Here is a 15,701-nt window from a genome sequence, read left to right on the forward strand (position 1 = left end):
ATGCCCGTGCGGACGAAAATTCTTGCAGACCTCTTGCCGCGAGGAAAGCGCATCAGAATGAGCCGGAGCGTTTTCCGTGCGCGCCGCGTTCGCAGCTTCCAGCCGCGAACGTTAGGCCCAGTAGTACGTAGGCGCGCACGGCATCCTCCTCCCGATCCTCAGGAGCAATGCAAATGAAAAATGGATGGAGCAGGAAGCTTGTGCGAAGCCTGATGCTGGCCGCGTCGATGCTGCCGATGGCAGCTGGCGTTGCAGAGGCGCAGCATGGTCGCGGCGGCTTCTCGGACGGCGCTCGTCGCGGAGGCCGAGGTGGTTCGTATAACCGTGGCAATGACAGGGGCTACTACGACCATCGTCATGACGGCGGCATTGGCCCGGGCAAAGGCGCTCTGATCGGCGGTGCGGGTGGCGCGGCGTTGGGTGCCATCTTTGGCGGCGGCGTGAAGGGAGCCCTGATCGGGGGAGCAGCCGGTGCAGGCATTGGCGCTATCGCAGGCCAGGCGAACCAAAACAGCAGGCGTCGGCATTACCGCTAGCTCAAAACGAGAACGAGATCAGGAGATCGAAGATGACGATGCGTACGATTTGTTTTGAAGCAGTGGCCGTGTTGGCGATGGGTGTTCTGGTAGCTATTCCGGCTCATGCGCAGAAGCCTGCGCCTATCGCTCCGGCATCTGCGGCGAGCCAGACCGCAGCCACACCGAACTGGACGACCGAGCAGCTGATTGAATCAACGGTTCATCAAGCGTGGCTGTTGAGTGGAAAGAACGAAGCTACGTTCTTTGAGATGGTGATGCAGCTGGCGGACATTTCGGCCCAGAACCGTGGGTTGAAGCTGCCGGAGAGCGAAGCCGCAGGTCAGCGTATGGGCGTGATGATCAAGGCGGCTGCAAAGGCTGACACGAACCAGCTGCTTTACTCCGTGGTGGACTCTGCGGTGCGTAAGGTCGGCAAGCCTGCCTAAGCTGTAGTTGGAATGAACTCTAGGAAGCGCGGCTGTAGCGGTTGTTCCACAGGCCGCTCCAGCTTTCGCTGACGAGAATACTGTTGCCCGGGTTGCGCGGCTCATAGCGCACCTGCACGGGCTGATCGAGCTGGTAGCCACGAACGCTCTCTGGCAGCAGCGATACATCCTGCGCGCAGTTGTAGGTGACGCCTGCGAGTTGATAGCTGTAGACCAGAACTTCGGGCGTGCTGGAGACGCTCTCTTCGCCGCTTAACGTGCGTGCATCGACGATCACGCCATCGGTGATTCGGCCAGCCGTGGCGAGTTGCTCTCGTCGGCGTCGCTCCATCTCTTCAGGAGGCACCCGTCGCAGACGGCGAAAGAGCCAGACGCCTCCGGCAAGCAGCACAATGGCTCCGGCGCTTACGCCGCCGATCAGGCGCGTATCGTGTTGCTGCAGGAGCGGAGCGAGGCTGTGGAGCGAATGCTTCATCGTGTGCGGAGCAATTAGCGTGTCTTCAGGATAGCGCGTGGTGCGGGACTATACTGCCTGTTGTGCCTACCCCTGTTTCTATCATTCGTATGAAAAAGAACGCCACCACGCCGCCGCAACTGCACCCTCTTGACCTTGGCCCAGATGAACACGGCAAGCGCCGTCGCGTGCGCTCCACCACGGTGCTGTGCGTGCGCCGGGGCGGCTCCGTGGTGATGGCTGCCGACGGCCAGGTGACGCTGGGTTCGACGGTGATGAAGAGCAACGCGCGCAAGCTGCGCCGGCTCTACAACGACAAGATCCTGGCGGGCTTTGCCGGTTCGACGGCAGATGCGTTCTCGCTGTTTACGCGTTTTGAGGGCAAGCTGGAGCAGTTCAACGGCCAGCTCGACCGCGCCGCCGTGGAGTTGGCCAAGGATTGGCGTACGGACAAAATGCTGCGCCAGTTGCAGGCGTTGCTGGTGGTTGCGGACGGCACGCGCATGTTCGTGCTCTCCGGCGATGGCGATGTGATCGAGCCGGACCCTGTGGCGGATGGAGCGATTGCGACGATCGGCTCAGGCGGAAACTACGCGCTGGCGGCAGCGACGGCGCTGCTGGAAAACACGCAATTTACGGCGCGCGAGGTGGTGGAGCGGAGCATGAAGATTGCCGCAGAGATCTGTATCTACTCGAATTCAAACGTCGTGATCGAAGAGTTGCAGGGATAGACTGTAGGCGAGGAGGAAGCGATGATTGAAGTTCTTGCCGAAAAGCCGAGCCGAGCAATCCGGATCTTCTCAAGTCATCATGAGCAGGAACGCGAGACGATCCGTTTTTGGAATTCAAAATCGATGGAAGAGAAGCTTCAGGGAACCCTCGACGCGATTGAGCTGGCATACGCTTTGAAAGGGATCGATGTACATTCCAAAGGATCAAATCGATCTGTTGTCCGCGTTCAACCAGTTCGAGGTTGAGTATGTCGTCGTTGGCGCTCATGCGGTGAATGCCTACACACAGCCCCGCTCGACCAAAGACCTCGACATTCTCATTTCAAACTCTCCGGAAAATGCGGTGAGAGTCTTTCATGCGCTTGCTCATTTTGGTGCTCCCCTCGCTGGTTACACCCCAGACCTCTTCTCGGGCAAGCCTGACACATGTTTCCAAATTGGGGTGGAACCTGACCGCATAGATATTCTGCAAAGCATCGAGGGCGTAGATTTCCTAACAGCCTGGAACGGTGCACAGCTCTCTACGTTGGCAGGCGTTCCTGTCCGTGTTCTTTCGCGAGAACATCTGATTCAAAATAAGCTGACTGTTGGACGTCCTCGTGATCTGGGTGATGTCGACGAGCTCCGAAAGTTTTCTGAAAAGTAAGAATCATGGCCATCTACCTTCCCGGCACAGCCGAAGACCAACCCGTTCCGCTTGACCAGATGACTCCGCGCGAGATTGTGGTGGAGCTTGATAAGTACGTTGTGGGGCAAGCCGCAGCGAAGCGCGCTGTGGCAATTGCGTTGCGCAACCGCCAGCGCAGGCAGAAGCTCGCACCGGAGATGGCCGACGAGGTCATGCCGAAGAACATCCTGATGATCGGCTCGACCGGCGTGGGCAAGACGGAGATTGCGCGGCGTCTGGCGAAGCTGACGGGCTCACCGTTTCTCAAGGTGGAAGCCTCGAAGTTTACCGAGGTTGGCTATGTGGGCCGCGACGTGGAGTCGATGGTTCGCGATCTGGTGGAGAACGCCATCGACATGGTGCGCGAAGAGCGACTGGACGAGGTAGAGGACCGCGCCGAACTCGCCGCCGAAGACCGCATCCTCGATCTGCTCATCGAGCAGAAGCAGCGTGTAGCGGCTGCGCCGGAACCCGAAGCTCTGACCGATGTCGTGGAAGAGTTGGTCGCAGAGGAGAAGGCTGCGGCTCCCAGCTTGTTTGAGGCACGCAAGGACCGCGACATGCTGCGCCAGCAACTGCGCGAAGGCAAGCTGGACGATCGTCCCGTGGAGTTGGAGACGCGCGAGCGTCAGGCGCCGCAGGTCGAGGTTTTTTCGAACCAGCAGGCCGAAGAGTCCGACGCAAACAGCTTGAAGGACATGCTGCAGCAGGTGCTTTCCAACCGCACGCGGCGACGTTCGATGAAGGTGGCCGAGGCGTTCGAGTATCTGCAGGGTGAAGAAGAGCAGCGATTGCTGGACATGGATCAGGTCGTTCGCTTCGCGCTGGAGCGCGTGGAGGACTCGGGCATCATCTTCCTCGACGAGATCGACAAGATCGCCGGCCGCGAAGGCGGGAACGGCCCGGACATCTCGCGCGAAGGTGTGCAGCGGGACATTCTGCCCATCGTGGAAGGCACGACGGTCACGACGAAGTACGGTCCTGTGACGACCGACCACATTCTGTTCATCGCGGCGGGCGCGTTCCATGTATCCAAGCCGAGCGATCTGATCCCTGAGCTTCAGGGCCGCTTCCCTATCCGCGTGGAGTTGCAGTCGCTGGCGGTGGAAGACTTCCTGCGCATCCTTACCGAGCCGCGCGCGTCGCTGGTGCGGCAGTCGATCGCGTTGCTGGAGACCGAAGGTCTGGTGCTGGAGTTCGAGCCGGAATCTCTGCAGGAGATGGCCCGCTTTGCGTTCTCGGTGAACGAGACGACGGAAAACATCGGCGCGCGCCGTTTGCACACCATCATGGAGCGCGTTCTGGACGAGATCAGCTTCGAGGCCCCGGACATGATCAAAGCCGCGACCCCGGAAGCACCATCGACGAACGAGGCCTTGCCGCTTACGCTGCGCAGCGTGGACGCCCGCCAGTTGTACGTCTTCACGGTGACGAAGGCATACGTGGAGCAGCGGGTTGCAGGCATCGTAAAGAACCAGGACCTGAGCCGCTACATCCTGTAAATGGAAAAGGTAAGCGCAGTTGTTCGAAGAGTTAGAGCTCCGATGGTAGCCTGAGTGTAACGATGGATACCCTTGTAAATAGCCCAGTCGAACTGACCATAGTTATGCCTTGCCTCAATGAGGCGGAAACACTGGCTGTTTGCGTAGACAAAGCCGTCGCGGCTCTGCGTGACAACGGTATCGCCGGCGAAGTGATTGTGGCTGACAACGGCTCGACGGATGGCTCACAGCAGATTGCGCGCGACCACGGCGCGCGCGTGGTGGATGTGCCGATCCGCGGCTATGGCGCTGCGCTGAACGCCGGCATCGTCGCTGCCCGCGGCCAGTACGTGCTGATGGGCGACGCGGATGACAGCTATGAGTTCGCTCACGCCCCGCGCTTCCTCGCCGAGCTCCGCAACGGTGCTGACCTGGTGATGGGAAACCGTTTCCGCGGCGGCATTGGGCCCAAGGCCATGCCGCCGCTGCATAAATATCTGGGGAATCCTGTACTCAGCTTCCTGGGCCGCGTACTTTTCCAGGCGCCCATCGGGGACTTCCACTGCGGCATGCGTGCTTTCTCCAAGGCGTCGTACCAGCGGCTGGATATTCGCACCACGGGCATGGAGTTCGCCAGCGAAATGGTGGTGAAGTCGTCCCTGCTGGGGCAGCGTATGGTCGAGGTTCCGACGACGCTGAAGAAGGACGGCCGCAGCCGCCCACCGCATCTCAAGACCTGGCGCGATGGCTGGCGTCATCTGCGTTTTTTGCTGATGTATTCGCCGCGCTGGCTCTTCCTCTTCCCGGGACTTTTGTTGATGATCGCCGGTCTCGTGCTGGCGGTCTGGCCGCTGCTGGTCTCCAAGCCTCTTGGCCATGTCAATCTTGGTGTCGACACGCAGGCTTACGCTGTGGCGATGGTGCTTCTCGGCTTCCAGATGATCTTCTTCGGCGTGGCAGCCAAGGTATTTGCCACGACGGAAGGCCTGCTGCCGGAAGACCCGAAGTTTACCCGCTGGTTCCGTTTCGTCACCTTGGAAACCGGGTTGATTGTGGGGGCTCTGCTGCTACTGGCGGGGTTGTCGATTGCGGTATCGTCGGTGGTTGCGTGGGCGCATACGGGGTACGGCACCATGCCGCCTGATTTGATGCTGCACCGCACCGTTCCTGCGATCCTCTGCCTAATGCTCGGTGCTGAAATCTGCCTCGGAAGCTTCTTCCTCAGCATCCTGGGACTGCGCCGTAGTGTGACCACCGTGGCGTAGCTTCAAGGCTTGAAACAAGTGAAATAGCGTTCAGGAGAACCCTGCGAGATGTCGGAACGGCTAACCGGGCGGCTGCTCGCCGCGTTGCTACTGCTGATGTTGCCGATCGTATGGCTGGCTGCAAAGTTTGATCCCTATCAGGTAGACGGCGATGCGGTGAACTATATGGACATCGCCAGCTATCTGCATGCGCACAACTGGCATGCCGTGGTGAACAGCTACTGGCACCCTGGCTATCCAGCTCTGCTGGCATTGGGGCAGATTGTCTTTCACCCTACGCGGGCCAATGAACTAGGCGCGTATTACGCGGTCAACTACGGCGTATTCCTGCTGGAAGCTGCCGCGATGTGGTGGTTCATTACAGCTCTTGTCCGGTTGCGGGAGCGCATGGCATCCGGTTCAGCGGACATACTCGGCGGCCTGCCGCTGTTGTCGCTGAACTCGCTGCGAATGCTCGGTATCGCGTCGCTGCTGATCGCCACGCAGCGTGAACTGTCGCTCGGGAAAATTCGGCCGGATGCTCTGTTGCAGGCCTTGTTGCTGGCTGCCCTGGCGGCAGTGATGTCGACGCTGGCTTCGGACTCCATCCTGCTGACCCCTCTGATCGGCGTGTTCTTTGGGCTGGCGTACCTTACGAAGTCGTTCGCGTTCGCTGTCTGCCTGCTGTCCGTGATCGTGATGCTTGTGGCCGGGCTTTGGCTGCAGCGCCGGACGCTGCGCTGGGCGGCTGTGGCCGCAGTGCTGGCAGTGCTGCCGTTCGTCCTGATCGCAGGCCCCTACGTGTCCGCGCTTTCGCATAAGTTCCACCGCCTGGACTTCGGCGACTCCGGCGCTCTGAACTTCGCGTGGTACTCGTCCAACACGGAGAAGATGCACCTGGAGCCGTGGATGACCGACGAGTTCGGCTCTGCGAAGGTGACGCTGCAGCATCCGGAACAGCAGTTGTTGAAAGCACCCGGCGTTTACAGCTACAAGGCCGTTCCGTACGGAACGTACCCTGACTGGTATGACACGGCGTGGTTCAACGAGCGCGTGGTGCCGAAGACGAACATTCCTCTGCTGGTGAAGCGCGATGCGCGTAACGTGGCTCTGATCGTCCGCTACGTTTTCAACCACCCTGAAGCATGGGTACTGTTCGCGCTGCTGCTTTTGACCGGCGCACGCGTACGCTTGCGGGGCTGGCAGCGTAACGGGTTCTGGCTGCCGATGGTATTTCTTGGGCTTGCAATGTGGGGAATCTATGGCCTGGTAAACATCGAGGAGCGTTATGTAACGCTCGCGTATCTGGTCGTCCTGCTGCCGATCTTCGCCATGCTGCGCGCGCCGGGAGAAAGCGCGGAAGCCGTGACCTGGAAGCGCAATACCGCAGCCGCGATGGTCGCGATGCTGGCGTTTCTTTCGTTGGGAGAAAGCCTGCGTCTGGCGCTGGAAGCCCGCCGTGGAGAAGCTTCCGGTGCTCCTGCCTGGCATGATGCTGCCATCTATGGCGTTGCCGACCAGCTTGCGGCATTGGGCGTGGTCCCTGGCGATGAGATCGCCTGCATGGGCGGCAAGGCCTGTCTGAACGACTACTACTGGGCGCGGCTTGCTGGCGTTCGCATTACGTCAGAGATCTATGCTCCAGAGGGCGGTCACCTGCTGGAGAGTTGGGAAGATCTTCCCGTCGATCAGCGTACCGCTGCCGTCACCGCTTTGAAGGCCAGTGGAGCCAGGGCTTTGGTGACGTACTTCGCACCTTCCGATCAGGCGCGCTTATCCGCCGAGTCGCAGGGCTGGACGCCGCTCGGCGAAACCGGCTATTGGGCGATGATCTTCCGTGAAGGTTGGAAGCCGTCGATGGCTGTCGCAAGTCGTCCCTGGATCGCGCACGCTGACGGAAACCAGTAGAGCCTTTGAACACAACAGAAAGGCCGCCAGTGATGGCGGCCTTTCTCTTTGTGCGTTGAAGCGAAAGTTACTTGCTCTTGAGCTCGGCTACGCGCTTGGCGAGCATCTGCTCGAGCTCTTCGAGGGCCTTCGAGAAGCCTTCGATGCCTTCCGAAAGCTTGTCGGAAGCCATCTTGTTCTCGGCGTGCATCTTCTCGAAGGTTGCCTTGTCCATCGTGATCTTCTCGATCGACGAAGCCTTGGCCTTCTCCACGTCGAGCTTCTTCTCAAGCGTGCCTTCGGTCGTCTGCAGCTCTTCGAGCAGCTTCGGGGCGATGGTCAGCAGGTCGGAGCCAGCCAGTTCGGTGATTTCGCCGATGTTACGGAAGCTTGCACCCATGATCTGCACCGGGTAGCCGAACTTCTTGTAGTAATCGAAAATCTCGGTGACCGACTTTACACCGGGGTCGTTCGCGCCTTCGTAGTCGCCCGGCTCGTTCTTCTTGTACCAGTCGAGGATGCGGCCGACGAACGGCGAGATCAGCGTCACACCGGCTTCAGCGCAGGCCACAGCCTGGTGCAGGCCGAAGAGCAGCGTCAGGTTGCAGTGGATGCCTTCCTTCTCGAGCTCGCCAGCAGCCTGAATACCTTCCCAGGTCGAAGCGATCTTGATCAGAACGCGGTCGCGGCCGATGCCAGCCTTGTCGTACTGCGCGATGATGTCGTGCGCCTGTTCCTTGGTCTTCTCGCCATCGAAGCTCAGGCGGGCGTCCACTTCGGTCGACACGCGGCCCGGAACGATCTCGAGGATCTTCTTGCCGAACGCGACAGCCAGCGACTTGAAGGCGTGTGCTGCGATCGCCTTGTCATCGGCGGACTCGCCGAGTTCCTTCTTCGCTTCGTTCAGCGTGTCGTCAACGATCTGCTGATACTCCGGCATCTGCGCCGCAGCTGCGATGAGCGACGGGTTGGTCGTCGCGTCAGTCGGCTTGTACTTCTTAATCGAGTTGATGTCGCCCGTGTCCGAAACTACGGTCGTGAACGACTTGAGCTGGTCCAAAAGGTTCGCCATGATGTGCTCGTTTGCTCCTAGGAAAAGATGCGGGGGACGCTGCGTGGTGGCCTGAACCCTGTCAGACCGGCTAGCGTTCATGCCTTGAATTATAGGATGCGCTGACAACGCCGTGCGCTGCAGCGCATCACAGATGCAACAAAAACTGCCCGAAATGTGAAGCCGTCGTGCCCCACAGGTCTGCTACGACTGCTTTTTGTGCTTCTCTACAAGCTCCTGGTAGAGTTCCACGGTCTGTTCGGCGATCGCGGTCCAGGAGAAGAGGTCTTCGACGCGCTTCCGTCCTGCCCTCCCCATGCGTTTGGCCAGGGCCGTGTCGTCCAGCAGCGCGGTGATGCGTGTGGCGAGGTCACGGGCGAACTGCTCCGGCTCGGTCGGAAAGCTGGTGGCGGGGTCCTGCACAAACGGCACAAGATAGCCGGTAGCCTCGTGTGGGTTACTGCCCGTGCCGTCGACGACGACTTCAAGGATGCCGCCGGTAGCCGACGCCACCACCGGCGCGCCGCAGGCCATCGCCTCCAGGTTGATGATGCCGAACGGCTCATACACCGACGGGCAGCAGAAGAGCTGGCAGTGCGAGTAAAGCTGGATCGCCTCCGGCTTGGTGACCATTTTTTCGATCCAGACGATATTCGCGCCCTTGGCACGCGCGGCTTCCACCTTCTCGCGCATCTCGGCAGCGATCTCTGGCGTGTCGGGAGCTCCGGCGCAGAGCACGACCTGCGTGTCGGCGGGCAGGTACTGGACCGCGTCGACGAGGTGCGTCACACCCTTCTGCCGCGTGATGCGGCCAACGAAGAGCACGTAGGGCTTCGTGGTGTCGACGCCATACTTCGTAAGCGCGTCCGTGGCCGGGTCGAACTGGTACTGCTGCAGGTCAATGCCGTTGTAGATGACGTGGATCTTGGACGCATCGACGTCCGGGTAAGCGCGCAGGATGTCAGCCTTGGTGCCGTTGGAGACGGCGATGATCGCATCCGCGTCGAGCACGGCGGTGCGCTCCATCCACGAACTGAGCTGGTAGCCCGAGCCGAGTTGCTCGGCCTTCCACGCGCGCAGCGGCTCCAGCGAATGCGTCGTCAGAACGAAGGGGATGCCGTAGAGCTTTTTCGCAAGAAAGCCCGCCATCGAGACGTACCAGGTGTGCGTGTGGACGACGTCGAGCTTGTCGAGCTGGAGCTGTTGCAGCAGGTTCAGAGACAGCGCCTCGAGCGCGCCTTTGAACTTGGCGTCCGTGCCGTTCGAGATCGCGTCCCACGGTTGCTCGAAGTGGACGTCGAGATTGGCTCGCTCCTCGGTTTCTGCCGGGGGAGTGCCCCAGGCATGCACTTCCACCTCGATCAGCTTCGCGAGCTCGCGCGAAAGGTACTCCACGTGTACGCCTGCGCCGCCGTAAACGTACGGCGGATACTCCCGGGTCATTAGGCCAACTCGCATCTCTTGTTCTCGTCTCCTGTCCTTTGTCGAGATGAGGATACGCCCTGCGGGGTTGCTGCGCGCTGAATCGGAGCCTCTCTCACACGCAGCCTTGCCCCCCCTGCTCCCTTATTCCTCGCCTTTCCTTCTCTCTGCAAATTTTTCTGCGAACACTTTTCCTCTTTGGCTGGTCTACACAACAGCAGGCCTATGCGATCGCAACCTGAAATGAACGAAGGATTTAGCTCTCTGCTGGCAAGGCTGGCGGTGGAGCACGCGGCTTTCCTCTACCGCGTGGCCTACGCCGTCGTGCGTCGTGCGGAAGACGCCGAGGACGCCGTGCAGGACGTCTTCCTGAAGCTGCAGCGCACCGGGCATCTGCCCGAGATGGTGAATGAGCGGGCGTTTCTTGCCAAAGCTGTCTGGCGGATAGCGCTCGATCGCAAGACAGCGCGAAAGCCTGCAACGGAGGACGGCGAGGCCGTGCTGCAGCGCGTTGCGGATACCCGCGCCACTCCCGAACACCTGGCGGCGCAGGGCGACGAGCGTGCCCTGCTGGCGGCTTGGATCGAGGATCTGCCGCCGGAGCTGCGCGAAACGCTGCTGCTTTCAGCGGTAGAGGGCATGAACAGTCGCGAGGCGGCTGAGGTTCTGGGCGTACCGGAGGCGACGGTGCGTACCCGGCTGCATCGGGCGCGAGGCATCCTGCGCGACCGCTGGCAGCAAATGCAAACCCGCCGTGGCCGCGCTGAGGTCGCGGCCGCACCCGAGGGAAGGAGTCTGCTATGAGCTTCGAATTAGACGAGATGCTGGACGATGTTGTGCGCAACGAGGCAAACCCCACGCTGCCCGCCGGGCTGGAGCAGCGGTTGCTCGCCCGGTTGGCTCAGGCGGCGGATCTTCGACCACTGGCTGCACCGCAGTTTGCGACAGCGGCGCGGTTGGCTCCGCAGCGCAGCACGCTTTCGACGTGGTTCGCGATGGGTGTGCATGTGGTGGCAATTCTGCTGATTGCGATGCTGGTGGCGCGGCACGTTCAGCTCGCGGCGCCGCGTCCGAAGGAATTTGCGACATTACTGGCACCGCCCCCTCCGCCGATAGAGCTGCCGAAGCGAACAGAAGCGATGGGTGGCGGTGGTGGGCAGCATGGGCCAACGCCGGTGACGCAGGGCCATCCGCCAAAGTTTGCCGCGGAGCAGCTCATGCCTCCGAAAGCTCCGCCAACCGTTGCGCCGAAGCTGGCTTTGGAGCCCACGGTGGTTGTGCAGCCCGATTTGAAGCTTGCCGACAACAGGCTGCCGGACCTTGGCGTGCCAAACTCTACGCTCAAGGGCTTCTCGCTGGGCCGTGGCCGTGGAACCGGGATTGGCTCCGGCAACGGCGCTGGAATCGGCCCGGGAAGTGGGGGAAACCTCGGTGGCGGTGTCTATCGCGTTGGCGGTGCGGTGCACGCTCCTGTGCTGACGTACTCGATCGAGCCAGAGTTCAGCGAAGAGGCTCGCAAAGCGAAGTTCTCCGGAGATGTGATCGTGGGGCTGATCGTGGACGAACAGGGACATTCACAGAACGTGCATGTGCTTCGTGATGTGGGGCTTGGGTTGGGGGCGAAAGCCGTCGAGGCTGTCCGGCAGTATCGTTTTCGCCCTGCTATCAAAGACGGCAAGCCCGTGAAGGTCGAAATGTCGATCGACGTAATTTTTCAGATTTTTTAGCTGTTTCCGCTTATCCTTGCTGGCATGTATCTCGCGCCACTTTTTTCGAGCCACGGCCGACGATCGATCTTTCTGGCGCTGCAGCGTGCACCGCGCGACCGGAAGGCTCGGCGTTCGCTGCTGTTGCTTTTGGGCAGCGCGGTGTACTTCGCCGCGGTCGCCGGCTGGTTCCTGCACGAGATCAGAAACTTCCACGACCAGTCGATTGTGTGGCTCGTGGTGGGTGTGGTGGTGAGCATGATTGCCCTGGCTGTCGCCGGACAGTGGCAGTGGCAGCGGCTGGAAGATAATCGCCGGGCGAAAGACGTGGCCGCTGCTCCCCGTGTCATTGTCGACAAGCTGGAGAGGCTGACGCAGGCGCTGGCCGCGATGATCGAGCGTTCTCTGGGAGAAGAGTGGCTGCTGCGCAATACGCTCCCCGAAGACCACGAGGTGGTCATGCGCCGCATCAGCCTGGAACGGCTTCGCGCGCACAGCGTGTGGGACGAGATGCCGAGTGAGGCGCGTACCTGGCTGATGCATCCGAACGGTTCGTGGCCCCGGTCGAAGACCGTGATGTGCCTGCAGCGCGCGGAGTTGCTGCACACCCTGCTGTGGGCGATGGCTTATAGCTCGAACCTCCGTGAAGTGGAGCGTCTGCATGAGCCGTTGAGCTTCAAGCAGATCTCCCGCAAGCTGGAGAAGCCTGCCCTGGGGATACGTCCTCTGTGGGCTCTGCGTGAAGCGTGTGACGCTGCGGAGGTGTACTTCTGGCGTTGCAACTCGGAGCAGATTTACCGCAGGCATGTGTTGCCGGATAACCACGAGATTCAGGCTGACGCCATTCTGTGGGCAGAGGCCGTACGCGAAGAGCCGAAGAAGGACATGTGGGCTGGCAAGCACCGGATCGCGGAAGTGGACCGGGCGAAGCTCGCGATGATTACCCTGGCGGCCGGGCTGCGCTACCAGGGGCTCTCGCTGGTGATGTCCTTGCAGGAGAAGGGCACGGAGAAGGCGTGGAGAGAGCTCAGCACGCTGATCTACGATCCCCTGATGCCGGACAGCGCTGCGGAAAGCGTCGTCGATACAATATAGAGCGTCGCCGCAAGTTGCCAGCGAAAGGAGCGCGCTCGAATGGAGATGACCTGGTTGCCGTCCGTGGACGGTTTTGATGCCCGTCTTCGTGCGCTCAAGACGCTTGATTCTTCTCCGGAAATTGTTGCGGAGTTGCGCTCGCTGGCTGCTGTACGGCTGGACTTCCTGCAAACCACGCAGCTTGATCGCGCGCTGCTGCGTGCGATCAAGGCTCATGGCACGCTGCCGGGGCTGGAGCCTGTGCGGCTGGCTGTGCTGGCGTCTTCCACCACCACGCACCTGCTGCCGGGCATCCGGGTCGCCGCGTTGCGCCGTGGTTTGCTGGCGGAGATCTTCGAAGCAGAGTACGGCCAGTATCAGCAGGAGCTTCTCGCCGGGGAGCGCCTCGCGGCGTTCCATCCCGATGCCGTGCTGCTGGCCTTCGATGCGCACCATGTCGCTGCGCTCGCCGTGGGCGACCCCGCTGTGGCACTGGCGACGATGGAGCGCTGCTGGCAGCAGGTCCGCGAGCGCTTCGGCGCTCAGGTGATCCAGCAGACGGTGCTTCCGGTGTTGCCAAAGCTGCTTGGAAACAACGAGTCCCGGCTGGCGTCCTCCTCCGCTGCGGTTGTGGCCCGGGTCAACGCCGAGCTACGCTCGCTGGCCTCTGCAGCAGGCGTAGACCTGCTGGCCGTGGATGAGTTTGCGGCGGAAGAGGGTCTGGCGGCGTGGCATGACCGCGCGCTGTGGCACAAGACCAAGCAGGAGATTCACCCCACGGCCGCGGCGATGTACGGCGAGCAGGTGGTGCGTGTGCTGGCCGCGTCGCGTGGCCGTTCGGCGAAGTGCCTGGTGCTGGACCTCGACAACACGTTGTGGGGCGGCGTGATCGGCGATGACGGGCTTGAGGGCATCGTGCTGGGACAGGGCTCCGCTGCGGGCGAAGCGTTTGTGGCGTTCCAGCGTTACGCGCTGGCGCTGAGCGAGCGCGGCGTGGTGCTCGCGGTGTGCTCGAAGAACGACGAGGCCAACGCGCTGCAGCCGTTTGCAGAGCATCCGGAGATGGTGCTGAAGCGCCAACATATCGCCTGCTTCGTCGCAAACTGGACAGACAAGGCGACGAATCTGCGCACCATTGCGAAGACGCTGAACCTGGGGCTCGACGCTCTGGTCTTCGCCGACGACAACCCGGTAGAACGCGCTCTGGTGCGTCGTGAACTGCCGATGGTCGCCGTGCCGGAGATGCCGGAAGACCCGGCCGAGTATCTTCACGTTCTCAGTGGGGCGGGCTACTTCGAAGCGACGGCGCTATCCGCCGAAGACGCGGCACGGACGGCGCAGTACCAGGCCAACGCCGAGCGCGCCCAGATGCTGGAGCAGTCGACCGACATCGAGTCCTACCTCGCGTCGCTGCAGATGGTGCTGACCGCTGGCCCGATCGATCCGATGAGCCTGACGCGGGCAACGCAACTGGTGAACAAAACCAACCAGTTCAACCTCGCAACCGAGCGGCTGACCGAAGAGGAAGTGGCCCGGCGCATGAACTCGCCGGAGTGGATCACGCTGCAGCTTCGACTCGCCGACCGCTTTGGCGACAACGGCCTGATCGGCGTGTTGATGGCGCAGGTGCGCGGCAAGGATGCGGTGATCGCAAGCTGGCTGATGAGCTGCCGCGTGCTGGGTCGGCGCGTGGAGCAGGCTGCGCTGGCGCTGCTGGCCGAAGCCGCTGCGCCGCATGGCGTCGAGCGTCTGGTGGGCGTCTACAAACCGACGGCGAAGAACGGCATGGTGCGCGAGTTGTTGCCCACCCTGGGCTTCACGCCGCTTGAGTCCACCGAGGATGAATCGCGCTATGTGTTGGCTTTGCAGGCGTTTGAGCCCGCAGAGGTACTGATGCAGATCATCGCGCCGAGCCATGAGCCGGAACCGGCACACGCCTGATTCGCTACAGTTTTCAAAAAATCACGTAGTCCATTAGTTTTGCGTCTAGTTTTTGCATCCCGGGCTCGCCGCGCCGCCGTATAGGTGAGTGACGGCAACTGACTGCAGGAAGCGGATGGCGATCGAAGCAAAAGAATTTCAGAAGCTTATCGAGCAGCACCAGCGCATGGTCTTCTCTATCGCTCTGCGCGTTGCAGGCGAGTACGGCGCTGCGGAAGAGGTCGCGCAGGACGTTTTCCTCGAGCTGTATCGCTCAGGCGAACGGTTGGAGAGCGCAGACCATACGAAGTTCTGGCTGCGCCGCGTCACGGTGCACCGTGCGACCGACGTGCTGCGCAGGCAGTCGCGCCAGCCAGAGGTCGATGCGGACGAGTGGATGGACGACGTCCACACACCGTCGTCGCAGGACGGTGAAGCCCTGCCGGGCTACGCCGTAGCCGCGCGGCTGGACGAGCTGCTGCGGGCGTTGCCGGAGGCGATGCGTGTGCCGGTGGTCTTGCGTTACCAGGAAGACATGTTGCCGGAGGAAATTGCGCGGTTGTTGAACCAGCCGCTGGCAACGGTGAAGAGCAACCTGCAGCGCGGGTTGAAGCTGATGCGCCGCAAGGCGGAAGTGACGATGAAGGAGTATGTACGCGATGGACGAGCGTAACGACATTCAGGAAGAAGCCATCTCCGCACAGGACGCGGCGTTTGAGCGCGCGCTGAAGGCCGCGATGGTGCGCCTCGACGCACCTGAGGCAATGTTGCAGCGAGTGATGAAGGCGTCTGGAGCAACGGCCTCGCAGGAGAACCGCGTCCTCGCGTTCGATGCGCAGCGCGTCAGGCCGATGCTCTCGCGCACACGCTGGAACGCCTGGATCGGCGGCGCGGTGGCCGCGGTGCTGGCGATCGGTGTCTTCACCGCAGAAGGCGTGCATCGCCACCGCGAGCACGTGCAGGCCGAGCAGCAGTTTGCCGAAGCGCAGGCTATCACCGAGCGCACGCTGCAGCACACACGCGAGCAGTTGCAGCGCGCAGGAATTTCGATCGAGCAGTAACGGACGTATCGAGCAGTAAAAACTTTGAGAGACGGAGGG

General features: G+C 61.7%; 17 protein-coding genes. 14 read left to right on the plus strand and 3 right to left on the minus strand.

Annotated elements, in window-relative coordinates; all coding sequences use genetic code 11:
- The first annotated feature begins 173 nt into the window (after nt 1-173).
- Nucleotides 174-536 (plus strand): hypothetical protein, encoded by a 363-nt coding sequence (locus tag PW792_17110; GenBank protein ID MDE1163647.1) that lies wholly within the window; start codon nt 174-176, stop codon nt 534-536.
- A 38-nt stretch (nt 537-574) separates the two neighbouring features.
- On the plus strand, nt 575-964 hold the full coding sequence (locus PW792_17115; protein ID MDE1163648.1) for a hypothetical protein: 390 nt from the start codon (nt 575-577) through the stop codon (nt 962-964).
- A 19-nt stretch (nt 965-983) separates the two neighbouring features.
- Here the strand turns inward: PW792_17115 and PW792_17120 are convergent, their stop codons facing one another.
- Nucleotides 984-1,439, minus strand: coding sequence for a DUF3592 domain-containing protein (locus PW792_17120; protein ID MDE1163649.1), 456 nt, complete (start codon nt 1,437-1,439; stop codon nt 984-986).
- Between the two features lie 89 nt (nt 1,440-1,528).
- Between PW792_17120 and hslV the strand changes: the two genes are divergently transcribed.
- The 6 genes from hslV (at nt 1,529) to PW792_17150 (ending at nt 7,449) form a co-directional block, all read left to right on the plus strand.
- Complete coding sequence (hslV, locus tag PW792_17125; protein MDE1163650.1) at nt 1,529-2,149, plus strand: ATP-dependent protease subunit HslV; 621 nt, start codon at nt 1,529-1,531, stop codon at nt 2,147-2,149.
- Nucleotides 2,150-2,170: 21 nt separating this feature from the next.
- The gene (locus tag PW792_17130) at nt 2,171-2,395 is read left to right on the plus strand and encodes a hypothetical protein (protein ID MDE1163651.1); all 225 of its coding nucleotides are present in this window, start codon (nt 2,171-2,173) and stop codon (nt 2,393-2,395) included.
- On the plus strand, nt 2,367-2,795 hold the full coding sequence (locus tag PW792_17135) for a hypothetical protein (protein ID MDE1163652.1): 429 nt from the start codon (nt 2,367-2,369) through the stop codon (nt 2,793-2,795). Before PW792_17130 ends, PW792_17135 begins: the two co-directional genes overlap by 29 nt.
- Before the next feature lie 5 nt (nt 2,796-2,800).
- Nucleotides 2,801-4,318 carry an ATP-dependent protease ATPase subunit HslU gene (gene hslU, locus PW792_17140; protein ID MDE1163653.1) on the plus strand — a complete coding sequence of 506 codons (1,518 nt, stop codon included), beginning with the start codon at nt 2,801-2,803 and terminating at the stop codon, nt 4,316-4,318.
- 62 nt (nt 4,319-4,380) lie between these two features.
- Entirely contained in the window at nt 4,381-5,562 is a 1,182-nt protein-coding gene (locus tag PW792_17145) for a glycosyltransferase family 2 protein (protein MDE1163654.1), read from the plus strand.
- Nucleotides 5,563-5,610: 48 nt separating this feature from the next.
- Nucleotides 5,611-7,449, plus strand: a complete 1,839-nt coding sequence (locus PW792_17150; protein ID MDE1163655.1) for a hypothetical protein — start codon at nt 5,611-5,613, stop codon at nt 7,447-7,449.
- Between the two features lie 67 nt (nt 7,450-7,516).
- Here the strand turns inward: PW792_17150 and PW792_17155 are convergent, their stop codons facing one another.
- Together PW792_17155 and glgA are read right to left on the minus strand one after the other, a co-directional pair.
- Nucleotides 7,517-8,500, minus strand: a complete 984-nt coding sequence (locus PW792_17155) for a transaldolase (GenBank protein MDE1163656.1) — start codon at nt 8,498-8,500, stop codon at nt 7,517-7,519.
- 183 nt (nt 8,501-8,683) lie between these two features.
- Nucleotides 8,684-9,937 carry a glycogen synthase gene (glgA, locus tag PW792_17160; protein MDE1163657.1) on the minus strand — a complete coding sequence of 418 codons (1,254 nt, stop codon included), beginning with the start codon at nt 9,935-9,937 and terminating at the stop codon, nt 8,684-8,686.
- 207 nt (nt 9,938-10,144) lie between these two features.
- Here glgA and PW792_17165 point away from each other — a divergent pair, with 207 nt between their 5' ends.
- The 6 genes from PW792_17165 (at nt 10,145) to PW792_17190 (ending at nt 15,662) form a co-directional block, all read left to right on the plus strand.
- A complete protein-coding gene (locus tag PW792_17165) occupies nt 10,145-10,705 on the plus strand; it encodes a sigma-70 family RNA polymerase sigma factor (protein ID MDE1163658.1) in 561 nt (186 codons plus the stop codon).
- Nucleotides 10,702-11,628: a TonB family protein gene (locus tag PW792_17170; protein ID MDE1163659.1), complete on the plus strand. Its 927-nt coding sequence runs from the start codon at nt 10,702-10,704 to the stop codon at nt 11,626-11,628. Before PW792_17165 ends, PW792_17170 begins: the two co-directional genes overlap by 4 nt.
- 24 nt (nt 11,629-11,652) lie before the next feature.
- Nucleotides 11,653-12,702 (plus strand): hypothetical protein, encoded by a 1,050-nt coding sequence (locus tag PW792_17175; GenBank protein ID MDE1163660.1) that lies wholly within the window; start codon nt 11,653-11,655, stop codon nt 12,700-12,702.
- A gap of 39 nt (nt 12,703-12,741) precedes the next feature.
- A complete protein-coding gene (locus PW792_17180; GenBank protein MDE1163661.1) occupies nt 12,742-14,622 on the plus strand; it encodes an HAD-IIIC family phosphatase in 1,881 nt (626 codons plus the stop codon).
- A 115-nt stretch (nt 14,623-14,737) separates the two neighbouring features.
- The gene (locus PW792_17185) at nt 14,738-15,274 is read left to right on the plus strand and encodes a sigma-70 family RNA polymerase sigma factor (GenBank protein MDE1163662.1); all 537 of its coding nucleotides are present in this window, start codon (nt 14,738-14,740) and stop codon (nt 15,272-15,274) included.
- Entirely contained in the window at nt 15,261-15,662 is a 402-nt protein-coding gene (locus tag PW792_17190) for a hypothetical protein (GenBank protein ID MDE1163663.1), read from the plus strand. Before PW792_17185 ends, PW792_17190 begins: the two co-directional genes overlap by 14 nt.
- Nucleotides 15,663-15,701: the final 39 nt, after the last annotated feature.

The sequence above is a fragment of the Acidobacteriaceae bacterium genome, assembly GCA_028283655.1.
Taxonomy (GTDB): Bacteria; Acidobacteriota; Terriglobia; order Terriglobales; family Acidobacteriaceae; genus Granulicella.

Coding starts and splice junctions, on each gene's coding strand:
- PW792_17185 (MDE1163662.1), top strand. CDS start 14,738: ATGGCGATCGAAGCAAAAGAATTTCAGAAGCTTATCGAGCAGCACCAG.
- PW792_17165 (MDE1163658.1), top strand. CDS start 10,145: ATGAACGAAGGATTTAGCTCTCTGCTGGCAAGGCTGGCGGTGGAGCAC.
- PW792_17180 (MDE1163661.1), top strand. CDS start 12,742: ATGGAGATGACCTGGTTGCCGTCCGTGGACGGTTTTGATGCCCGTCTT.
- PW792_17190 (MDE1163663.1), top strand. CDS start 15,261: ATGGACGAGCGTAACGACATTCAGGAAGAAGCCATCTCCGCACAGGAC.
- PW792_17150 (MDE1163655.1), top strand. CDS start 5,611: ATGTCGGAACGGCTAACCGGGCGGCTGCTCGCCGCGTTGCTACTGCTG.
- PW792_17170 (MDE1163659.1), top strand. CDS start 10,702: ATGAGCTTCGAATTAGACGAGATGCTGGACGATGTTGTGCGCAACGAG.
- PW792_17115 (MDE1163648.1), top strand. CDS start 575: ATGCGTACGATTTGTTTTGAAGCAGTGGCCGTGTTGGCGATGGGTGTT.
- hslU (MDE1163653.1), top strand. CDS start 2,801: ATGGCCATCTACCTTCCCGGCACAGCCGAAGACCAACCCGTTCCGCTT.
- PW792_17120 (MDE1163649.1), bottom strand. CDS start 1,439: ATGAAGCATTCGCTCCACAGCCTCGCTCCGCTCCTGCAGCAACACGAT.
- PW792_17130 (MDE1163651.1), top strand. CDS start 2,171: ATGATTGAAGTTCTTGCCGAAAAGCCGAGCCGAGCAATCCGGATCTTC.
- PW792_17155 (MDE1163656.1), bottom strand. CDS start 8,500: ATGGCGAACCTTTTGGACCAGCTCAAGTCGTTCACGACCGTAGTTTCG.
- hslV (MDE1163650.1), top strand. CDS start 1,529: ATGAAAAAGAACGCCACCACGCCGCCGCAACTGCACCCTCTTGACCTT.
- PW792_17175 (MDE1163660.1), top strand. CDS start 11,653: ATGTATCTCGCGCCACTTTTTTCGAGCCACGGCCGACGATCGATCTTT.
- glgA (MDE1163657.1), bottom strand. CDS start 9,937: ATGCGAGTTGGCCTAATGACCCGGGAGTATCCGCCGTACGTTTACGGC.
- PW792_17145 (MDE1163654.1), top strand. CDS start 4,381: ATGGATACCCTTGTAAATAGCCCAGTCGAACTGACCATAGTTATGCCT.
- PW792_17110 (MDE1163647.1), top strand. CDS start 174: ATGAAAAATGGATGGAGCAGGAAGCTTGTGCGAAGCCTGATGCTGGCC.